This is a genomic window from Microvirga yunnanensis (genome assembly GCF_025460875.1).
The window spans coordinates 12,589-29,887 of sequence record NZ_JAMXFI010000099.1 but is presented as its reverse complement, the minus strand read 5'-3'; the positions used below and the strand labels follow the sequence as shown (position 1 = coordinate 29,887).

Below are 17,299 nucleotides of genomic sequence, written 5' to 3'. Positions count from 1 at the left end.
GGTGTAGCTGGCGCCCTCGGCAATCGCCAGCAGGGCGCGGGCGCGGTCGACTTCAGCGGCGGGGGCGCTCTGGGAGCGGCTCAGGCGGGTGAGCTCGGTGCGCTCCTCCGGGGTGAGCGGGCGCAACGGATCTTTCTGGTGGCGCGACATGGGGCACCTCGCAGCACGAGGATCACCACGCCACTATACCAGATCCGACGGCGGATGACCCACTAGTGCTAAGGCATGAGCACTTGGCGGAATTGCGTGCGGCAAGACCGAGAGGCTGACGGAAGCAGGACCTTACCCCAGAGGCGATACGAGACTACTACCTTTGCTCACGAGTGGCCGGTTGCGGATCAATCCTTCCCTAAGGTCAAATACCGCGCAGGGATAGGGTTCCACCATTTTCTGGAGGCATCATCTGGGAGGGACGAGGCCAATGCGAACCGGGTATGTGCCAACTGTCGTTGTCGCGTTAGTGCTCGGGTGGACCGCGCCGGATCCAACTCAGCCTGACCTTGGTCTTTCTGCACTGGCTCGGATCAAGACCGACGCTCACAAGAGGGTGGTGAAGCATTCTCGAACTGTACCGAAAGCAGCGGTACAAAAACGGATGGCAAGCAGAGTTATCAGCAAGCCTTCCGCTCCATCCCTGAGGGTAGCCTCGGCAGGCCAGCAACCTCCATCGTCCCCCTCTCCCTTGGACCTGCCCGTACCGCCAAGCCCATCTAACATGGCGCCCTCGCCCCCTGAACCCCAAGTTCCGACCCCCGACGATCAGATGGAAAAACTCAGGGTCGGCCTTGAGAAACTTGCACGATCATACCCGCCTCAAGAGGGTCATAGAGAGAGGCTCAGATTGGGTCTGGAACGACTTGCCAAGGCCATGAATGACGGCGGAAGCTAAAACTGCTTCGATGCCGCCTGCCAGGAGCAACTGCGCCATCCTTGAGCAGACCCCGGGCATGTCAAGCGTCCCAATTACAGCAGCGTAGGGTAGTCGGCCCTGAACAATGCCGTTTGCTCAGGCGGCGATTGGATTCCAGGGTTCGTGGGCAGTATCCGATCGCACGGATAACTCCAGCAGGACTGCCATGAGCCAGGCGACAAAGAGCCTGAGCCAGTTCAGGATCAGTCTGAGATTGTGCCCGGCGGCCACGAGCAGGGCGTTGATCGCATCCCCGGCCGCTCCGAGCAGGTGGTTGCGTCCCAGGCGCCCATCCACCTTCATGTGCCCAATCATCGGCTCGATCGCCGATCGTCGCCTGAGTTCCCGTCGGATCGTCGGTGTCAGACCCCGCCGCTGTCGCGTGATGAACACCCGATCCGTCTTGGCATAATCATGCCCGCGATAGCCCTGGTCGACATAAGTCCGCTCCGGCTCGACGCCTGTCAGGGCGATGACCTGGCCGATGGTAGCGTCCAACGTATGCCCGTCATAAGGATTGCCCTCCAGCGCCTTGGACGCGAGCACGAAGCCTTCGCGGTTGGTCACTGCCAGCGCGACCTTGGAGCCGAACTCATACGGCCGATGCGCCTTGCCTTTGGCGATACACACCACCTCGGGCGCATGCAGGCTATAGAGCTTGTTCTTGCTCGTGCGCTCCTGCAGCAGCAGCCGCTCTACGAGGCCCAGCAGTGGAGCCAATCGGATCGAGAGCTCCACATCCCCGGCGACTTGGCGCATCACATCGCGATAGACCCGGCCGAGGTAGGTCTTCAGCCGCTTGAGTTCGCGCCGCATGCGTCGCATCTGCCGGGCATGGGCGTAGCGGCCGACCTGCACGGCAGCGCGCTTGGCCAGACGGGTGTGGGTCTGCCGCAGCTCGAGGCCGCGCCGCTTGGCCTGCCGCACCAGGGCGAGGAGAGCCTTGAGATAGAGCTTGGCGTCGGTGGGATGGGTGATCGCCTTGGGCTGCACCGTGGCGTCGACGCTGATCCGCTCCAGACTGGAGGGCCGCACGGTGCCAGTGGCGAGCCCGGCCCGGATCGTGGCGGCGAGCAGCCTCTCCAGCCCCTCCGGTCCGAGCCGCTTGCGCCAGCGCGTCAGCGAGCTCGGATCGCACGGCAGCTCATGGTGGAAGTATTCACAGCCGCAGAACTACTGCCAGTACGGGTTCTCGATCCAGCGCTGCACCACCGCTTCATCGGACAGGTTGAAGGTATGCTGGAGGTAAGACAGACCGACCATCAAGCGTGTTGGCATCGCGGGTCGTCCGAGTGGGCAGTAGAAACGGCCAAACTCGTGATCGAAGCGGCCCCAGTCGATGAGACCGGCCAGGCGAAACGGCTCGTGACGCGGATCGAGGATCTGGTCGAGACGGCTGCGGTAGAGATCACCGGAGCTCGGCATCGTCGGCTTGGGTCCCATGGCAAAACACCAGCTTTGAGCGGGTCAGTTCCCAGATGCTGGCATTCTACAATGGTTCGCGAAGACGAAGAATCCTTCTGCCTCAACGAGTTGCGGGTTATTCAGGGCCGACTAAGATATGCAAATCCTTGAGCAGGTAAACTCCAGTCTTCGATGACATGATATGGTCCAACACGACGTGTCGTGGTGAAGCCGCTCACAAACGGTCGTGTGTGAATGCCGTCATTGATCGATGTTGCAACCCGACCGATCAGGTTTTCGATCTGGCAAGCGTCTGCCTGGGCATTTCGCCGAAGGCGTTCCGACACGCGGAGGCGAATTCGCTCAGGTGGTTGTAGCCGCAGCGCAAGGCCACCTCGGTGACCGTGATGGCGCCTGGATCCGACAGCAGCAGGAGCTCGCGGGCGTGCTTGAGCCGCAGGGTGCGCAGGAACGCCATCGGGGTCATGCCGCGAAAGCTCTGGAAGGCGTTCTGCAGGCTGCGGGCGCTCACCCCGGCATGGGCCGCGATGTCGGCCAGCGACAGGGGCTCGGCGAAATGCGCCTCGATGAAGGCCTCCGCCCGCTTCACGTAGAAGGGCGCCGCCGCCGATTGCGGCCGCAGCAGCGCCTCCGAGTAGGTATGGGAGTGCCCCAGCAGCAGAGACGTGATCAGGGTCTGCTCGAGCTGCTGGGCTGCGGCCGGCAGCTGGCGCGTGATGGAGTGAGGCTGGCTCAGCTCGGACGTGGCGTAGCGCACGGCCCGGACCCAGCTCTGCTGGGCCGCCTCTGCGAGCGGAACGTGCCGATCGAACGCGATCGCCTGCGTGAGTTCGCGCCCCAGGAGCTTCGTGCATTGCTCGGTGAGCTTGCGGGTGTCGAGCAGGACCGTGAGCGTCTCGCAATCGTCCCGGTAGTGCAGGAACGCCTCCGGGCCCGAGGGAAAGATCGGCCCCTGATCCGGCGTGAAGGCGTATTCCTGTCCTCCGATCGTCACCTGTCCGGCGCCGCGATCGGCCATGACGAACGCCAACCGGTGGTCCATCTCGGCCGGGTAGAGCCGGATCTTCAGTTCCGCCCCATAGCCAACGGTGAAAATGCCGAAATCGCGCTGGCCATGGATGCTGAGCCTGCAATCGGCCGCCTGGGACCGAGAGGAAGGGTCAGCTTGCTGCGGGTGATGAACCGGTTGGTAACTTCCTCGATCTCGTCGACACGAGGCGATCTGACCGAGAAGTCAACAGCATCGGACCCATGAACAACCGGCGCGATCCCAGGATGATTGTCGGCCACGTTTGCGCACTCTATTGCATAATGCTGCAACTTTTTCAGCCGCTGCATCCCAAGACCATAGATTTTCAAAGAAGTTCCTACAAGTCGATAGCCTTATCATTTTCGGAGTAGTGTCCTGAAACAATATATACTTGGACCGTCACCTTGTTGCTGGAGGATTGCACGCAGGATTGCCTGTAAAAGAGCAAATACAATCTTATGTTGTTCGTTCGACCAACGCGAGCGTTGTTGCCCCGCGCCTGCCAATGGCGTCAGGTGCTGAGACAATTCCGGTCATCGGCCGCAACCGTCATGGGCCTCCTCGAAATCCCGATGCGAAACCACTATATCATAACGTATCGTGTGCTTTTGGCTGCCGCCCATACGACCCCACCTCAAGCGGCAAGCCACGACTGGGGCATCTATGCATATTTCACTCCTTGCTATCATCGCGGGCGGCCTTTCCTTGGGCGCCTGCGCGACGGTTACCCGCGGCACGACCGACCAAGTGGACTTCGATTCGAACCGCCGGCCGCCATGCGGGCGTCGACCGGCCTGACCTGCCCGACGACTCCCTGCACCCTGCAGGTCGATCGGAAGGCGGAGTTCATCGCGACCTTCTCCAAGGACGGCTACGAGAGCCAGGACATCATGGTTCAAACCCGGGTCGCCGGCGGCGGTGCGGCTGGCTTTGCGGGCAACGTGCTCGTTGGCGGCCTCGTGGGCATGGGCGTTGATGCTGCGACCGGGGCCACCCTGGAGCATTATCCGAATCCGGTTGTCGCGAGCCTCGCCCCCTGGCCGCATCCGCGAAGCACCGCGGGCAAAAGCCCGCCCCTCCTCGCGGGCCCGTCAAGGAGGCGGCTCCGCCGACCTCATAGGCCATCTATCCCAAAAGTGGAATCCACTTTTGGGATCGGATCCGATGCTCCACTCTTGGCTGGCGCATCATGCGGACCCGAAGGGCCGCCTCAGCAGGAGCGGCTCGCGCCCCATATTCGTCTGCATGGCTGGCCGACCGGCTGGTTCGAGCGCCATGGGGCCGTCAACCGGAATCGCGGCGATCCTTTCGTTCGCCATTGCTTCACGGCTATAGAGCCGAAAGCTGTCGCGCCAGGGAGAGCCTCGGGTCGTCTTCCCTTCGGGATGATCAACCCTGGCGCAAGCGATCTGCACGAGAGCGTGTCTTATTCTCGAGCCTGGTTCGGAGCGTCATGGAGTCCCGGTAATCGCGGGGCTCATCCCATTTGCACCGAGCCTGCTCCTCGGCAGCGGAAATTCCGTCCAGGACGCTTGGCAATGACGATTGGCAATGATGCCCGGCAATGACGGCCTCGATCACCGTGGGCCGGGCCGATGTGAGCCTGCGGGCTGCCGACCCCGTCTATTGGCCCCGTCTATTGGCTTTCGCATCAGGACGGCGGATTTCGGCCGGGCTCTCAGGCGCCGGCCGGCGCTGCATAGGCCGAGACGTCCCGCGCCAAGATGCGGCCGGCTCCCTTGGCGCCGACGATCCGTCCGTCTTCGGCGACGATGTGGCCCCGCAGCAGCGTCATCACCGGCCAGCCGGTGACCTCGAACCCCTCCCAGGGGGTGTAATCAGCACCGTGGTGGAGGATCTCCTGGCGGATGACCTCGCGCCGGTTCGGATCCCAGAGCACGATATCCGCGTCGAACCCGACGCCGATGGAACCCTTGCGCGGATAAAGGCCGTAGATCTTCGCGTGGTTCGTGGCGGTCAGTTCCACGAAGCGGTTGAGGGAGATCCGTCCCTTGGAAACCCCCTCCGAGAAGAGAATGGGCAGCCGTGTCTCAACCCCCGGGATGCCGTTCGGCACCCAGCGGAAGGAACTCCTGCCGTTCGGGTGGAGCTTGCCGGACGGACTATCGTATCGGAATGGGCAATGATCCGACGAGAAGGTCTGGAACACGCCGCTGCGCAATCCCTCCCAGATGGCCGCCTGGCTCTCCTCGTCCCGCGGCGGAGGCGAGCAGACGTATTTCGCCCCGCTCATGTCCATGTCCGGGCCTTGCAGGTCCTCGGCGGTGAGCGTGATGTATTGCGGGCAGGTCTCGGCATAGATTTTGAGGCCGCGGGACTGTGCCCAGCGGATCTGCTCCATCGCCTCGCGACCGGACACATGCACGATCATGATCGGCACATCGACGAGCTCCGCATGGCTGATCGCCCGATGCGTGGCCTCCCGCTCCACGATTTCCGGGCGGGAAACAGCATGGTAATAGGGAGCGGTACGGCCCTCGCGCTCGAGACGCTCGGTCATGTAGCGGATCGCGTCATACCCCTCCGCGTGCACCATCACGAGGGCGCGCTCCCGACGCGCCACCTCGAACACGTCGAGAAGCTCGCGGTCCTTCAGCACGAGATCATCGTAGGTCATGAAAACCTTGAACGACGTGTAGCCGTCCTTGAGCAGCGCGGGAAGCTCCTGCCCCAGGACCTCGGGCGTCGGGTCCGAGACGATCAGGTGGAAGGCCGTGTCGACGTAGCACTCGTTCTCGGCTTTCCTCCTGTAGTCCTCGACGCAGGCGCGCAGGGACGCGCCCCGTTGCTGGAGCGCGAAGGGAAGGACCGTCGTGTTGCCGCCGGCCGCGGCCGACGCCGTGGCGGAGGCGAAGTCATCCGCCATCACCACGCCGGGACCTGACGGTTGAGCGATGTGAACGTGGCTGTCGATGCCTCCCGGCAGCACGAGGAGACCGGACGCATCGATTTCCCGCTGGGCGCGGAGATTTTCACCGAGCGCAACAATGCGCTCGCCTCTGACGCCCACGTCGCAACGGATCGTGTCGGATGCGGTGACGACGGTGCCGCCCTTGATCGCGAGATCGAGTTCCATCGCCATCCTCCTCAGGCGAGTGACCGGTCGAGGCTTCCGATCAGCCGGTCGACCTCCTCGGGGGTATTGTAGTGCACCATGGAGACGCGGACCACGCCATTCCCGTCGGCAAGGCCCAGGTGTTCGATCAGACGGCGGGAGTGAAAGTCCCCGAAGCGGATGCCGATCCTGTCGGCATCGACGGAACGGACGATCTCGGCCGAGTCGCGCCCGTCCACCTTGAAGGCGATGGTCGGCACGCGGCGATCCGTAGCGCTGTCGCGGCGCCCGACAATGCGCACGTCGTTGCGGTCCCTCAGGTAGGCGAGCAGCTTTTCTCCCAGAAGGGTCTCGTGCGCGGCGATCTTGTCGAAGGCGCGGTCGATGGCGGCCCGGTCGCCGGTGCCGCCGCCGAGGGAATCGACGTAGTCCACGATGCCGGCGGAACCCCAGGCGAGCTCGTAATTGGTATTGCCCGGCTCAAGCTTCATCGGCACCTTCTCGCGACCGTAGAAGTAGTGATAGAGCCCGTCGAGCTCGAGCAGCCTCTCGTACTTGCCGTACATGACGGCGAAGTGCGGGCCGTAGGTCTTGTAGAAGCTGAAGATATAATAATCGACATCGAGATCGATCACGTTCACGGCCCGGTGGGGCGCATAGGCAACGGCGTCGACGACGATTTCGGCGCCACGCTCGTGCACGCGGCGTGCGATCTCCTTGACCGGGTTGATGGTGCCCAGAATATTCGAGGCATGGGTCACGGCCACGAGCTTGGTCCGCTCGGTCATCAGGCGATCGAGTTCATCCAGGTCGATCTCGTAGCTGTCGCGGTCGATGGACCATTCCTTGATGACGATGCCGCGCTTCTCCAGGGAGCGCCACGGGCCGATATTCGACTCGTGGTCGAAATTCGTGACGACGATCTCGTCACCCGCGTTGAGGCACCCTTCCATGGCGCGTGACAGAAACTGGGCCAGGACAGTGGTCGAAGGGCCGAGGACGATCTCTTCGGGTCGTTCCGCGCCGAGCAGACGCGCGATCTTGGTGCGGGCCTCCATGAGCCGATTCGTGGCCCGCTGCGAGTGCTCGTAGCTGGCGCCGGTCTGCACGCTGGTGGTCAGGAGATAGTCCGAGATGCGTTCGGCGACATTGCGCAGGACGAGGGAGCCGCCAGCATTGTCGAAATAGGCGAAGCCATCCGCCAGGGCGGGAAACTGGGAGCGGACGAAAGCGAGGTCAAGAGACATGGATGCACCTATTCTGCGGACGATTGGATCGAGCCGACGACAAGCGGCTCCTGGAGGTGGTGGAAAACGCAATCTTCAGGGGAGCGGCTTTCCCACATGAACATGAGAAGATCGCCGTCTGGGCCGATCGCCGCGATCGGAGCGTGCCAGAGGTTGCGGGCGTAGTTGACGCCTTCGCTCCGATGGCCCACGAAGGCTTCGGCGCGATCGAGATCGGGCAGCCCGGTCCGATCCTCCGGAGCGACAACGATCAGGAACCGCTCGACGGAAAGAGCCACGAATGTCTGCGAGGACAGAGGGTGCCGTTCGAAGGTCGAGAGCCGCATCGGCAGCGGCCCGCCGCTGGCCCGGTAGACGGCAAGCACGGGCTGTCCATCGGGGGATGCGTGGTCGAAGCGCGTGTCGGTATCGAAGCGCAGGGCCCGCCCGTCATTGACCAGCCGGCTGCGGTCCGGGTCGAAGGACAGCACGTCGCCGAAAGGGCTGAAGGCCGACGGCGTCAAGCGTTTTGGGAACAGGGTCTGCACGGATGTCTCAGCCTAGTGTGACAGGACGGCCTGAAGGAAGCTTCCGAGGCGCGGATCGCGTGGCGCATTGAAGATCTCGTCGGGAGGCCCCTCCTCGATGATTCGACCCCCGTCCATGAAGACGACCCGGTCGGCGACTCGGCGTGCAAAGCCCATTTCGTGAGTCACGACGACCATGGTGACCCCGGTCTTGGCGAGTTGCTGCATCACGTCCAAGACCTCGCCCACCATCTCCGGATCCAGGGCGGAGGTCGGCTCGTCGAAGAGCAGGACCTTCGGCTCCATGGCCAGGGCCCTGGCTATTCCGACGCGCTGCTGCTGCCCGCCTGAGAGTTGCGCCGGATATTTTTCCACGTGACCCTCGAGACCCACGCGGGTCAGCAGGCGCCGAGCGCGCTCCTCGGCCGAAGCCCACGACAGTCCGCGCACCCGGACGGGGCCGAGCGCGACGTTGCGAAGAACGGTCATATGCGGAAAGAGGTTGAAGCTCTGGAACACCATTCCCACCTCGGTGAGCACGGTGCTCTTGCGGCCGCGGCCGACCTCCGCCCCGTCGACGATGATCTCGCCGCTGTTGTGCTCCTCGAGTTGGTTGATGCAGCGGATCAGCGTGGACTTGCCCGACCCGGACGGGCCGATGACGACGACGATCTCGCCTTCCTTCACCTGGAGGTTGACGCCATGCAGCGCCTTGAACAGACCGAACGACTTGACGACGTTCCTCATCTCGATAATCGGGCGCGTCATCGTCCCCTCACCGCAAGCCGCTTCTCGAAAACCCCCACGAGCCGCACGAGCGGCATCAGGAGCAGAATGTAGATCACGGCCGCGCTGATGAGAGGCGTCGGGTTCGCCGCCAACGCTTGGGCCTGCGTTGCCTGTTTGAGCAGGTCCGGCATCGCCACCACGGACGCGAGCGCGGTGTCCTTCATCACGTTGATGGAGTTGGACGTGATCGGTGGAATCACGATTCGAAGCGCCTGCGGCAGCACCACGTCGCTCATGCGCCGCCAGGGGCTGAGACCCAAGGCGCGGGCAGCCTCGAACTGACCCGTCGGCACGGCCTCGATGCCGGCCCGGACGATCTCGGCGGAATAGGCGGCGGAGACGAGGCTCAGGGCGGAGGCCGCGGCCCCAAAGGGGGAAAGCCGCAGCCCGACGAATGGCAGCGCATAGTAGATGACGACGAGCAGGACCAGGATCGGGATGGAGCGGAAGACGTCGATATACGCGATGGCGATCTGCCTGAGAGGTGAGCCGGCATAGAGTCGGAGCAGCGCGAGGACCAGGCCGCCGATGAAGCCCAGGACGATGGCTGTCACGCCCAAAGTCAGCGTCGTGGTCAGACCCGACAGCAGGAGCGGTAGCGTTTGAACGAAAACCTTCCAGTTCAGGAAGGTGTCGAAGATGGACATGACGGGCAGCACCTCGATGTTCGTGACCATGCCGAGCGCCCGGCGCGGAGGCCGGACGCTCGGGGAGAGTTGCCGTCAGAGCTTGGGCATCTCCATGACCTTGACGGTTGCCGAATCCGGCTCGGCCTTGGCGCCGAACCACTGCTCGTGAATCTTCGCCAGGGTTCCGTCCTGCTTCATCTTCGTGATCTCGGCATTGACCTTTTCCGCCAGCGGGCTGTTCTTCGCGAACATCATCGAATACTGCTCGCCCGTCGGGATGCGCTCCACCACCTGATAGATCGGCTTGTCCTTGATGTAATACTGGACGGCCGGGATGTCGCTGACATAGCCGTCGATGCGGCCCGCCGCGAGGTCGAGCATGGCGGGAGCCAAGCCCTCATAACGGCGGATGTCCGAGAATTTGTACTTCTGCTGGTTCTGCGTCGACCACATGTCGCCGGTCGAACCCGTATCGACCGCGGCCACCTTGGTCGCCATACCTTCCAGGTTCTTGATGCCGGAATTGGCTCGCACCGCCAGCGACTGGTCGCTGTCGTAATAGGGCTGGGCGAACGAGACCGATTCGAGGCGCTTCTTGGTGATGGTGATCGAGGATACGGCGGCGTCGACCTGACCCGACTGCACCGCAGCAAACAATCCGTTGAACGGGATGTTCACGAACGACACGTTCATGTTCAGGCGCTTGCCGACTTCTTTGGCAAGGTCGATTTCGAAACCGACGATCTCGCCTTTCTCGTTCTGGAACTCCCACGGAACGTTGCCGACGTTCGCTCCGACCTTCATGTCGGCCGCAGAGGCCATCGTCCCTGCCGACATGACGAACACGGCCGTTAAACCTGCGACGAATGTGCCGCGCCGGGTGAATTTCGCTGACATCTGGTCCTCCATCTTGCACGCCGGCTCCATGGCCGGCGACCGATTCTCTGCTGCCATCTGGTAGCCGGCTCCTCAGACGCTTGCGTCGGCCGGACGTGTTGGCCAAACTGGTCTGACCAATCTGACCAGTTGATCGTGCAGCCATCCTGGCGCATGGTCAAGGCCAATCCGGAATCCGGGGCGATTAAAATGCGGTCCAGGGATGATCAAAAATGAGGCTCATGGGCTCAGCCCGACGCAGCATGAGCTTTCCATGCGAGACCGAGATGGGGGTGGCCGATGACGAGTGATGCAGTGAGTCTGTCCGAGTTGGAGCTCGCCGACCGCACGCCTGTGCCACGCGGCATCGTCGATCAGATCCAGCGCCTGATCTTGAAGGGCGGCCTCAAGGCCGGCCAGCGGCTTCCTTCTCAGCGGGAGCTGGCGGAGCAGCTGGGCGTCAGCCGTCCGTCCGTGCGGGAGGCCCTGACCGTGCTGGAGACCATGGGGCTCGTGACCGTACGGGCGGGCAGCGGAGTCTTCGTCGCAAAAGCCGATGCCCGCCGGCCGCTGTGGCGCTACTCGGATCGCTGCACGCCGGCCGACGTTTACGAGGCACGCCTGGGGCTGGAAGGCTACGCTGCGAGGCTCGCAGCCGCGCGCATCGACAAACCCGCCGAGGAGCGCCTGAGACGGTGCACCGATGCGATGCGAACCGCCTTCGAGGCGGGCGACGTGATCAGTCTCGCCGTCAACGACACCGAATTCCACGACATGATCTTTGAGCTCTCCGGAAACCCGGTTCTCGCCGCCATGTATCGGCCGGTCCGCGAAATGCTCGTCGAAAGTCAGCGCCTTCCGATGGCGCAATTCGATCGGCTGAATGAAACCGTGTCTGAGCACGAGGCCATTCTGGAGGGGATCGCCAGCCAAGATCCTGACGCGGCGGAATTGGCCATGCAAAGCCATATCCGCTCGGCGGCAGGCCGGTTCGGCGTTTCGCTCTGAGGAGAGGTTTTCCTCCCGGGCCCGGCACGGAGGTCCAACCGCCGATCCATGCTCCGGAAAGCCGCATTCTGGGGAAGGTTCTGAAGAGCCTCTGCCCTCCACGACGATCGGGGTCGGCCGGAAGCGGGGGCTCACCCCAAGGGAGGAGTTCTTGGTGAGGGGTTCTTGGTGAGGGGTTCTTTCGATCCCTCCCAAGGCGAATTGCCGGGCGCAACAAGACCCGCCATAGTGACCAGATGCGCTCCAGCCGTTGCTCAAGGTGAGCCGACGGAGGCCAGCCAGGAGAGGATCATGGAGATAACCGACCTCCATCATCTGGCTCTCCCCTGTTCGGACCTGGAGCGCTCCCGTCGTTTCTACCGGGAGATCCTCGGCCTGACCGAGATCCCGCGGCCCGCCCTGCCGGTGGCCGGGGCGTGGTTCCGGGTCGGCGTCAGCAAAGAGCTGCATCTGGTTGTCGGGGATGCTCAGGCAACATTCCGGGCTTCCAAAGGAATGGATACCAACGACATCCACTTCGCCCTTCGGGTCGCCAGCTACAGGCAGGCCCTGGAGGCGCTCAAAGCCCAAGGCTACCGCGAGGACACGGGCCCAGATGATCCGATGGGCATCAGGACCTCGATGCGGATCGGATACCCGCAGATCTATATTCTCGACCTTGACCGCAACGTCATCGAGATCAACGCCGCAAGGGCCGATTGATGGGCCGCGAGCCAGACAGCCCAGGCGGCGACATCAAGCCTGTGATCTCCATCACAGATGCTGGATGGAGCCCATCGTAAGCTCCTCACGTGTCGAAGAGGAGCCATCCATGAAAGCTGATATCAGGACATTGACCCGCGTTGCCATCGCACTCTCTGCAAGTCTCGCTGTTCTTGCCGTACACGACGCAGCCGCAGCCCGTGACCGCGGCTATGATGGCAGCGGCTTCGTGGTTCGCGACCATCGCATGCCGCCTGTCGTGCGCGATCATCGCGCCCCCGTGATCGTCCGAGATCATCGGGAAGAACCCGTGATCAGAGACCATCGCACGTCCCCGATCGTGCGGGATCACCGCGTACCGCGAGAGTCTCAGGGCGGAGTGACGGTCACGTCCTCGGGGAGCAGGCGCGGCGGATCGCCCTGCATTCGCTCGGTGTTCGGCGGCCCATGCTTCGGTCTTTGATGGGGGAGTTGGGGGCAGCGGGCGCGGACGCCGCGCCGCCCCCGTTTCCGATGCAAGGCCTTGAAGGAGCAGCCTGAAGGCCGCGCCCTTTCCGTTCGTTTTGACGGTGAACCTTGCGCCTCGAAGCCTTGCGACTCTTTTCAGACAGGGAGGCATCACACCCTGCGGGTTCGTTCGCCCGAGCTCTTCCGGCAGCCGTTTCCCTTGATATGCCCGCTCCAGCGCTGAATGGTTCAATGGGTCTCCTAGAGCCTCATCCGATGCGCTAGCCAACGGGTGCGGTGCCGGCACCAGAGGCTCGACGCAGGCAAGGAACGCCGCCTGACTCATTCACCGGTCGTTTCCATGCTGTCGGAGATGCAAATGCCATGCGTCCCCGCCACCCTCTTGCCTTCGGCCAGCAAGATCTCTCTCATGGCGTCGTTCCGTGCCCTCCCGGCAGCCGTCATCGGCCTAAGCCTCTCAGGTGACAAGCGGATTGAAAGCCTTTCGTGCGATGACCAGAGCTGGAGGAGCATCATGACAGCACTCGACGAAACCGACCGCCAGATCCTCAAGATCCTGGCGCGCTCCGGTCGCGAACCCTTGAAACACCTGGCGAGTGCCGTTGGCCTGTCCCGCAGCACCCTGACGGCTCGCCTCCGGCGGCTGGAGAGGGATGGTTTCATTCAAGGCTATTGCGCCATCCTGTCGTCCGGCCTCTCGCCAAGGCCGAACCAAGCCATCCTGCTCGTGAAGCTCGACAAGACGCCCGCCTATGACGTCGTCGACGCCATCCGGCAGATCGACGAGGTCATCCAATGCCGGTCGGTGGCTGGCGACATCGACCTCGTCTTGGATGTCGCCGCTGACGCGGTCGAAACCCTCAACAGGGTTCGGGACCGGATTTCGACCCTGCCCGGGGTCGCCGACGTGCGAACCCACATGGTTCTGGCAACGAACTTCAGAACCGTATTGTCCTGAAACGCTCATCCCTCGTCGCATCGCCACGCCGCTACACGCGGCAGGGTTCCTCCCTGAGGATGGCAGCGAGGCGGTCCAGGAGATGGGATGCGTCCTCCCGGGTGAAGCAGAGGGGCGGCCTGATCTTGAGAACGTTGTCGTGCGGCCCGTCGGTCCCGATCAGGATGCGATGCTCGCGAAGGCGGTTCACGATATACGAGGCCTGCCTTTGCGCCGGCTCGAGGGTGTCAGGATCCTCGATCAACTCCACGCCGATGAAGAGGCCGGAGCCTCGGACATCGCCGATCACCGCGTGTTCGTTCTGGAGCCCGCGCAGTCCATCCAGCATGAACGTACCGACATCCAGGGCCCGAGCCTGAAGGGCCTCCTCGTCGACGACGCGAAGGACCTCGCGGCCGATCACGCAAGCAAGCGTGCTCCCGCCGAAGGTGCTGAAGAACTCCATCCCGTTTGCGAATGAGGCGGCGATCGCCGGGGTCGTGACGACGGCCCCGATGGGATGTCCATTCCCCATGGGCTTGCCCAGGACGACGATGTCGGGCACGACCCCTTGCGTCTCGAAACCCCATTGGTGGGTGCCGATGCGCCCGAGACCGGTTTGCACCTCGTCCGCGATGCACACGCCCCCGACGGATCGGACAGCCGAATACGCATGACGGTAGTAGTCCGGGGGCGGGATGATCTGCCCGCCGACGCTTGGAAAGATTTCACAAATGAACGCCGCGACCCTCCGGCCACGCGCCTGGACCCGTTCGATGGCGGCGCGGACGTGATCGGCATATTTGCGCCCTGCCTCCGGGTCGGTTCCCTTGTACGGACCCCTGTAGGGATCGGCGACGGGCACCACGTCGACCCAGTCCGGCGCGCCCCGTCCTCCCGGACCGTTGAACTTGTAGGGAGAGATGTCGATCGCCGTGTTGGTGTTCCCATGGTAGCCGGCATCCATCACGATCGTGTCGACGGCTCCGGTGTGGGCGCGCGCAAGCCGCAGGGCGAGCTCGTTCGCCTCGCTTCCCGAGTTCACGAAGAAGCAGACGCTCAGCTCATCCGGAAGCCGCGACGTCAGCGCCTCCGCATAGTCAACCTGCGCCGGGTGCAGATACCGCGTGTTGGTATTGAGCAGCCGGTTCTGCCGCTCTGCCGCCGCGACGATCCGCGGGTGGCAGTGACCCACATGCGGGACGTTGTTGTACCCGTCGAGGTAGGTCCGGCCGTCCTGGTCGAACAGGAACTGCTTATACCCACGGAGCAAGGTGATCGGCCTGCGATAGGAGAGCTTCAGGTTTTGGGCGAAGCGCTTCCTGCGCTGCGGCAGGACGGCGTCGGTCGCGACAGTGACGGCGGCGGTCTCCTCATCGGCCAGGTTCAGGAGGGCCGCCCCATTGGGGTAGAGCGCCATCCATCCGGCGGCTTCGTCGGGATCGGCGACGCCGGGCCAATCCGCCCCGCGACCCAGGGTGGTCAGGCCGAGCTGGAAATGGACGTGAGGCGTCCAGCCGCCATTCTCCGCCCGGTCGCCGATGAGAGCGATGACCTCTCCGGCCACCACCGCCTGTCCGGGGGCGAGACGCGTGATGACGTCCGCGGCCAGGTGACCGTAGAGCGTATAGAACCTGTCGCCGTCCGGCGTCGTGTGCTCCAGGACGGCGACGCCACCATAGTCCAGCGGCGAGGTGCGGAGCTCCACCGCATGCACGATGCCGTCGAGGGGTGCCCGGACCTCGGTGCCGGCATCGATGAACACGTCCACGGCGATGTGGACGGTGCGCCTGTGAGATCCCGCATAGGGAGCCCTCCGGAACTCAGGCCCGGTATAGATGAGGCGCGGCTCGCCATAGCGGCCGAGGGCGATGTCGGCGCCCCCCATCGCTTCGGCGACCGCGTCGTCCAGGTCGTCTGGATCAAGGTCGAATGGATTGCGCGGGGATGCGGGACCGGCGACGCTCAGGTCGATGACCGGGATCCCATGGAGGGACCGGCCGAACATCGGGGCGAACCGGCCTCTGTGGCTTGCAATCCAGCCCATCACTGCATCGGAACGGGGATGTCCGGCCCGTCCACACGCGCCTCGAAGGCACGAGAGGACCCAGTCGGGCGCGAGGCTAGAATTCGTCTCCAGGAAGGCCCAGGCCGGCTGCTCGGATATCGTGACATACGGGTCGTCCGGCTTCTCCCGCTTGACGATGGCGGAGTTCGTGACGCTCACGGCGAGGCGGGTCAGGACGAGGGGATAGATCAAGGCGAGTTCCTCGTCGCTCAACGGCCGGACGCCGTTATACCCGGCAACGAGCGCCGCAAGGGCCGCAACGGGTCGCTCCTGGCCGAGAACCGCGTAGGCTCCGGCAATCGCGAGTTCCGCGACCGCCGGAGCGTCGATCATGTCGCCGAAATCGATGATTCCCGAGAGCCGCGGCTCCCCCGTGCTCGCATCCACGAGAATGTTGTAATCGTTGATGTCGTTGTGAATCGCCGTGGTGGGAAGGGCGTTGAGGCGGCCCAGCAGGTCATCGTCGAATGCGGCGACGATCCGCTCGACGATCTCCCGCCTGCCGGCGCCATCGATCAGGCCGGTCGCATCGCGGATCCATCCGGATCGGCGCAGATCCCATTTGATGTCTCGTCCGAGGGCAGGATGGGCGAAGCCCTCGAGGGCCCGATCCATCATCGCCAGGGTGGCGCCGATCTCGCGCAACAGGGAATGGGTCTGCGGGCTCGTTTGCGCATAGACGCGGCCAGGGAGGTTCGTGATGAGCCAGACCAACCGTTCCTCACCGTCCCGATCGGCGGCGGACACGAACCGGGATCCGTCATGGGCCTTCACGACACGGGGCACGACCACCTCAGGGCCATGCTGCGCGATATGGTCGAGCGCTTGGCATTGCACCTCGATGAGGGAGGTCTCGCATCCCGGCCGCATCACCTTCAGGACATGGGTTCTCCCGCCATCCTGGTGAACGGCAAAGTTCAGATCGTATTCCCCGTCCAAGGGGGTGAGAGAGGCCTGGATGCCGTAGTGCTTCAGGAGCACGGTTGCCCACCATGTCTGGTCGGCCACCTGGGTTGAACACGTTGGCGATGCTTCCGGCATATCCATTTCCTTCTTCACGGACCCGATCACCGACCTGCCGGTTGCGGGAACAGGGGCGGATCCGAATCCTCGGTCACGCCCCGGTCGAGGTCACCTTAGCCTCATCCAAGGCGGCCGTCGCCCCGCAGGGTTCGGCGATCGGCCGTCACTTTGCTCAAGTCGACCGCCATTATGTCCGATGGACGATGCCGGAGACCGGCACGGCCGCTCTCCCGATGTGAATTCTCGAGCTGCCGGCTATCGACGGACATCCCCGGTCGCGGCCGTCGCACCGAGCGGTTCCGGCCCCTCCAACACGGCGGGAAATGTCCGGGAATGGGCTGGTGATCCCTTCAAGATGGGCTCCCTGGCCGGCAGGCTGGAGCATTTTTCGGCGAAGTGGATCCGGTTCGCCGTCAAAAATGCGGCACGGCAAAGAACAGAGGTGATTCCACGCCAGTGGAAACAGCTCTAAGCGGCGAAATGCCGTCGCGGTCAGGGATCCGGATCGCTGCCTGAATCCGGCTGACCGTTCACCCTGCCGCGAGCAACGTTGGTTTTCGTTTCGCATATGACGTTGTGGACGTTGCTACAGGAACTGAACCGGT

14 protein-coding genes and 1 pseudogene are annotated in these 17,299 nt (G+C 63.7%); 5 read left to right on the top strand and 10 right to left on the bottom strand.

All coding sequences use genetic code 11. The features are described from left to right. Positions 1–1,006: 1,006 nt before the first annotated feature. The 9 genes and pseudogenes from NF876_RS32360 to NF876_RS32315 all read right to left on the bottom strand — a co-directional run bounded on the left by NF876_RS32360 (position 1,007) and on the right by NF876_RS32315 (position 10,509). Positions 1,007–2,353: pseudogene (locus NF876_RS32360) on the bottom strand (IS5 family transposase). Between the two features lie 250 nt (positions 2,354–2,603). Next, a complete protein-coding gene (locus tag NF876_RS32355; RefSeq protein ID WP_262272254.1) occupies positions 2,604–3,455 on the bottom strand; it encodes a helix-turn-helix transcriptional regulator in 852 nt (283 codons plus the stop codon). Next, positions 3,401–3,694 (bottom strand): hypothetical protein, encoded by a 294-nt coding sequence (locus NF876_RS32350; RefSeq protein WP_262272249.1) that lies wholly within the window; start codon positions 3,692–3,694, stop codon positions 3,401–3,403. The genes NF876_RS32355 and NF876_RS32350 overlap by 55 nt, the downstream gene beginning before the upstream one ends. A gap of 1,349 nt (positions 3,695–5,043) precedes the next feature. Continuing rightward, positions 5,044–6,462, bottom strand: a complete 1,419-nt coding sequence (gene hydA, locus NF876_RS32340; protein ID WP_262272248.1) for a dihydropyrimidinase — start codon at positions 6,460–6,462, stop codon at positions 5,044–5,046. 11 nt (positions 6,463–6,473) lie between these two features. Beyond that, the gene (locus NF876_RS32335; RefSeq protein WP_262272247.1) at positions 6,474–7,688 is read right to left on the bottom strand and encodes a cysteine desulfurase-like protein; all 1,215 of its coding nucleotides are present in this window, start codon (positions 7,686–7,688) and stop codon (positions 6,474–6,476) included. Between the two features lie 8 nt (positions 7,689–7,696). Further along, positions 7,697–8,215, bottom strand: a complete 519-nt coding sequence (locus tag NF876_RS32330) for an ureidoglycolate lyase (protein ID WP_262272246.1) — start codon at positions 8,213–8,215, stop codon at positions 7,697–7,699. Positions 8,216–8,227: 12 nt separating this feature from the next. Continuing rightward, positions 8,228–8,962, bottom strand: coding sequence for an amino acid ABC transporter ATP-binding protein (locus NF876_RS32325; protein WP_315974472.1), 735 nt, complete (start codon positions 8,960–8,962; stop codon positions 8,228–8,230). Then, positions 8,959–9,630, bottom strand: coding sequence for an amino acid ABC transporter permease (locus NF876_RS32320; RefSeq protein ID WP_262272252.1), 672 nt, complete (start codon positions 9,628–9,630; stop codon positions 8,959–8,961). The genes NF876_RS32325 and NF876_RS32320 overlap by 4 nt, the downstream gene beginning before the upstream one ends. Before the next feature lie 75 nt (positions 9,631–9,705). Continuing rightward, complete coding sequence (locus tag NF876_RS32315; RefSeq protein WP_262272245.1) at positions 9,706–10,509, bottom strand: transporter substrate-binding domain-containing protein; 804 nt, start codon at positions 10,507–10,509, stop codon at positions 9,706–9,708. Between the two features lie 279 nt (positions 10,510–10,788). Here NF876_RS32315 and NF876_RS32310 point away from each other — a divergent pair, with 279 nt between their 5' ends. The 4 genes from NF876_RS32310 to NF876_RS32295 all read left to right on the top strand — a co-directional run bounded on the left by NF876_RS32310 (position 10,789) and on the right by NF876_RS32295 (position 13,624). Further along, positions 10,789–11,496 carry a FadR/GntR family transcriptional regulator gene (locus NF876_RS32310; protein ID WP_262272244.1) on the top strand — a complete coding sequence of 236 codons (708 nt, stop codon included), beginning with the start codon at positions 10,789–10,791 and terminating at the stop codon, positions 11,494–11,496. A gap of 291 nt (positions 11,497–11,787) precedes the next feature. After that, on the top strand, positions 11,788–12,198 hold the full coding sequence (locus tag NF876_RS32305; RefSeq protein ID WP_262272243.1) for a VOC family protein: 411 nt from the start codon (positions 11,788–11,790) through the stop codon (positions 12,196–12,198). A 109-nt stretch (positions 12,199–12,307) separates the two neighbouring features. Next, entirely contained in the window at positions 12,308–12,661 is a 354-nt protein-coding gene (locus NF876_RS32300) for a hypothetical protein (protein WP_262272242.1), read from the top strand. A gap of 519 nt (positions 12,662–13,180) precedes the next feature. Beyond that, positions 13,181–13,624, top strand: a complete 444-nt coding sequence (locus NF876_RS32295) for an Lrp/AsnC family transcriptional regulator (protein WP_262272241.1) — start codon at positions 13,181–13,183, stop codon at positions 13,622–13,624. Between the two features lie 31 nt (positions 13,625–13,655). Here the strand turns inward: NF876_RS32295 and NF876_RS32290 are convergent, their stop codons facing one another. After that, on the bottom strand, positions 13,656–16,712 hold the full coding sequence (locus tag NF876_RS32290; RefSeq protein WP_262272240.1) for an aminotransferase class III-fold pyridoxal phosphate-dependent enzyme: 3,057 nt from the start codon (positions 16,710–16,712) through the stop codon (positions 13,656–13,658). A gap of 178 nt (positions 16,713–16,890) precedes the next feature. Between NF876_RS32290 and NF876_RS43645 the strand changes: the two genes are divergently transcribed. Beyond that, on the top strand, positions 16,891–17,166 hold the full coding sequence (locus tag NF876_RS43645; protein ID WP_373696753.1) for an SUMF1/EgtB/PvdO family nonheme iron enzyme: 276 nt from the start codon (positions 16,891–16,893) through the stop codon (positions 17,164–17,166). The last annotated feature ends 133 nt before the right edge of the window (positions 17,167–17,299 follow it).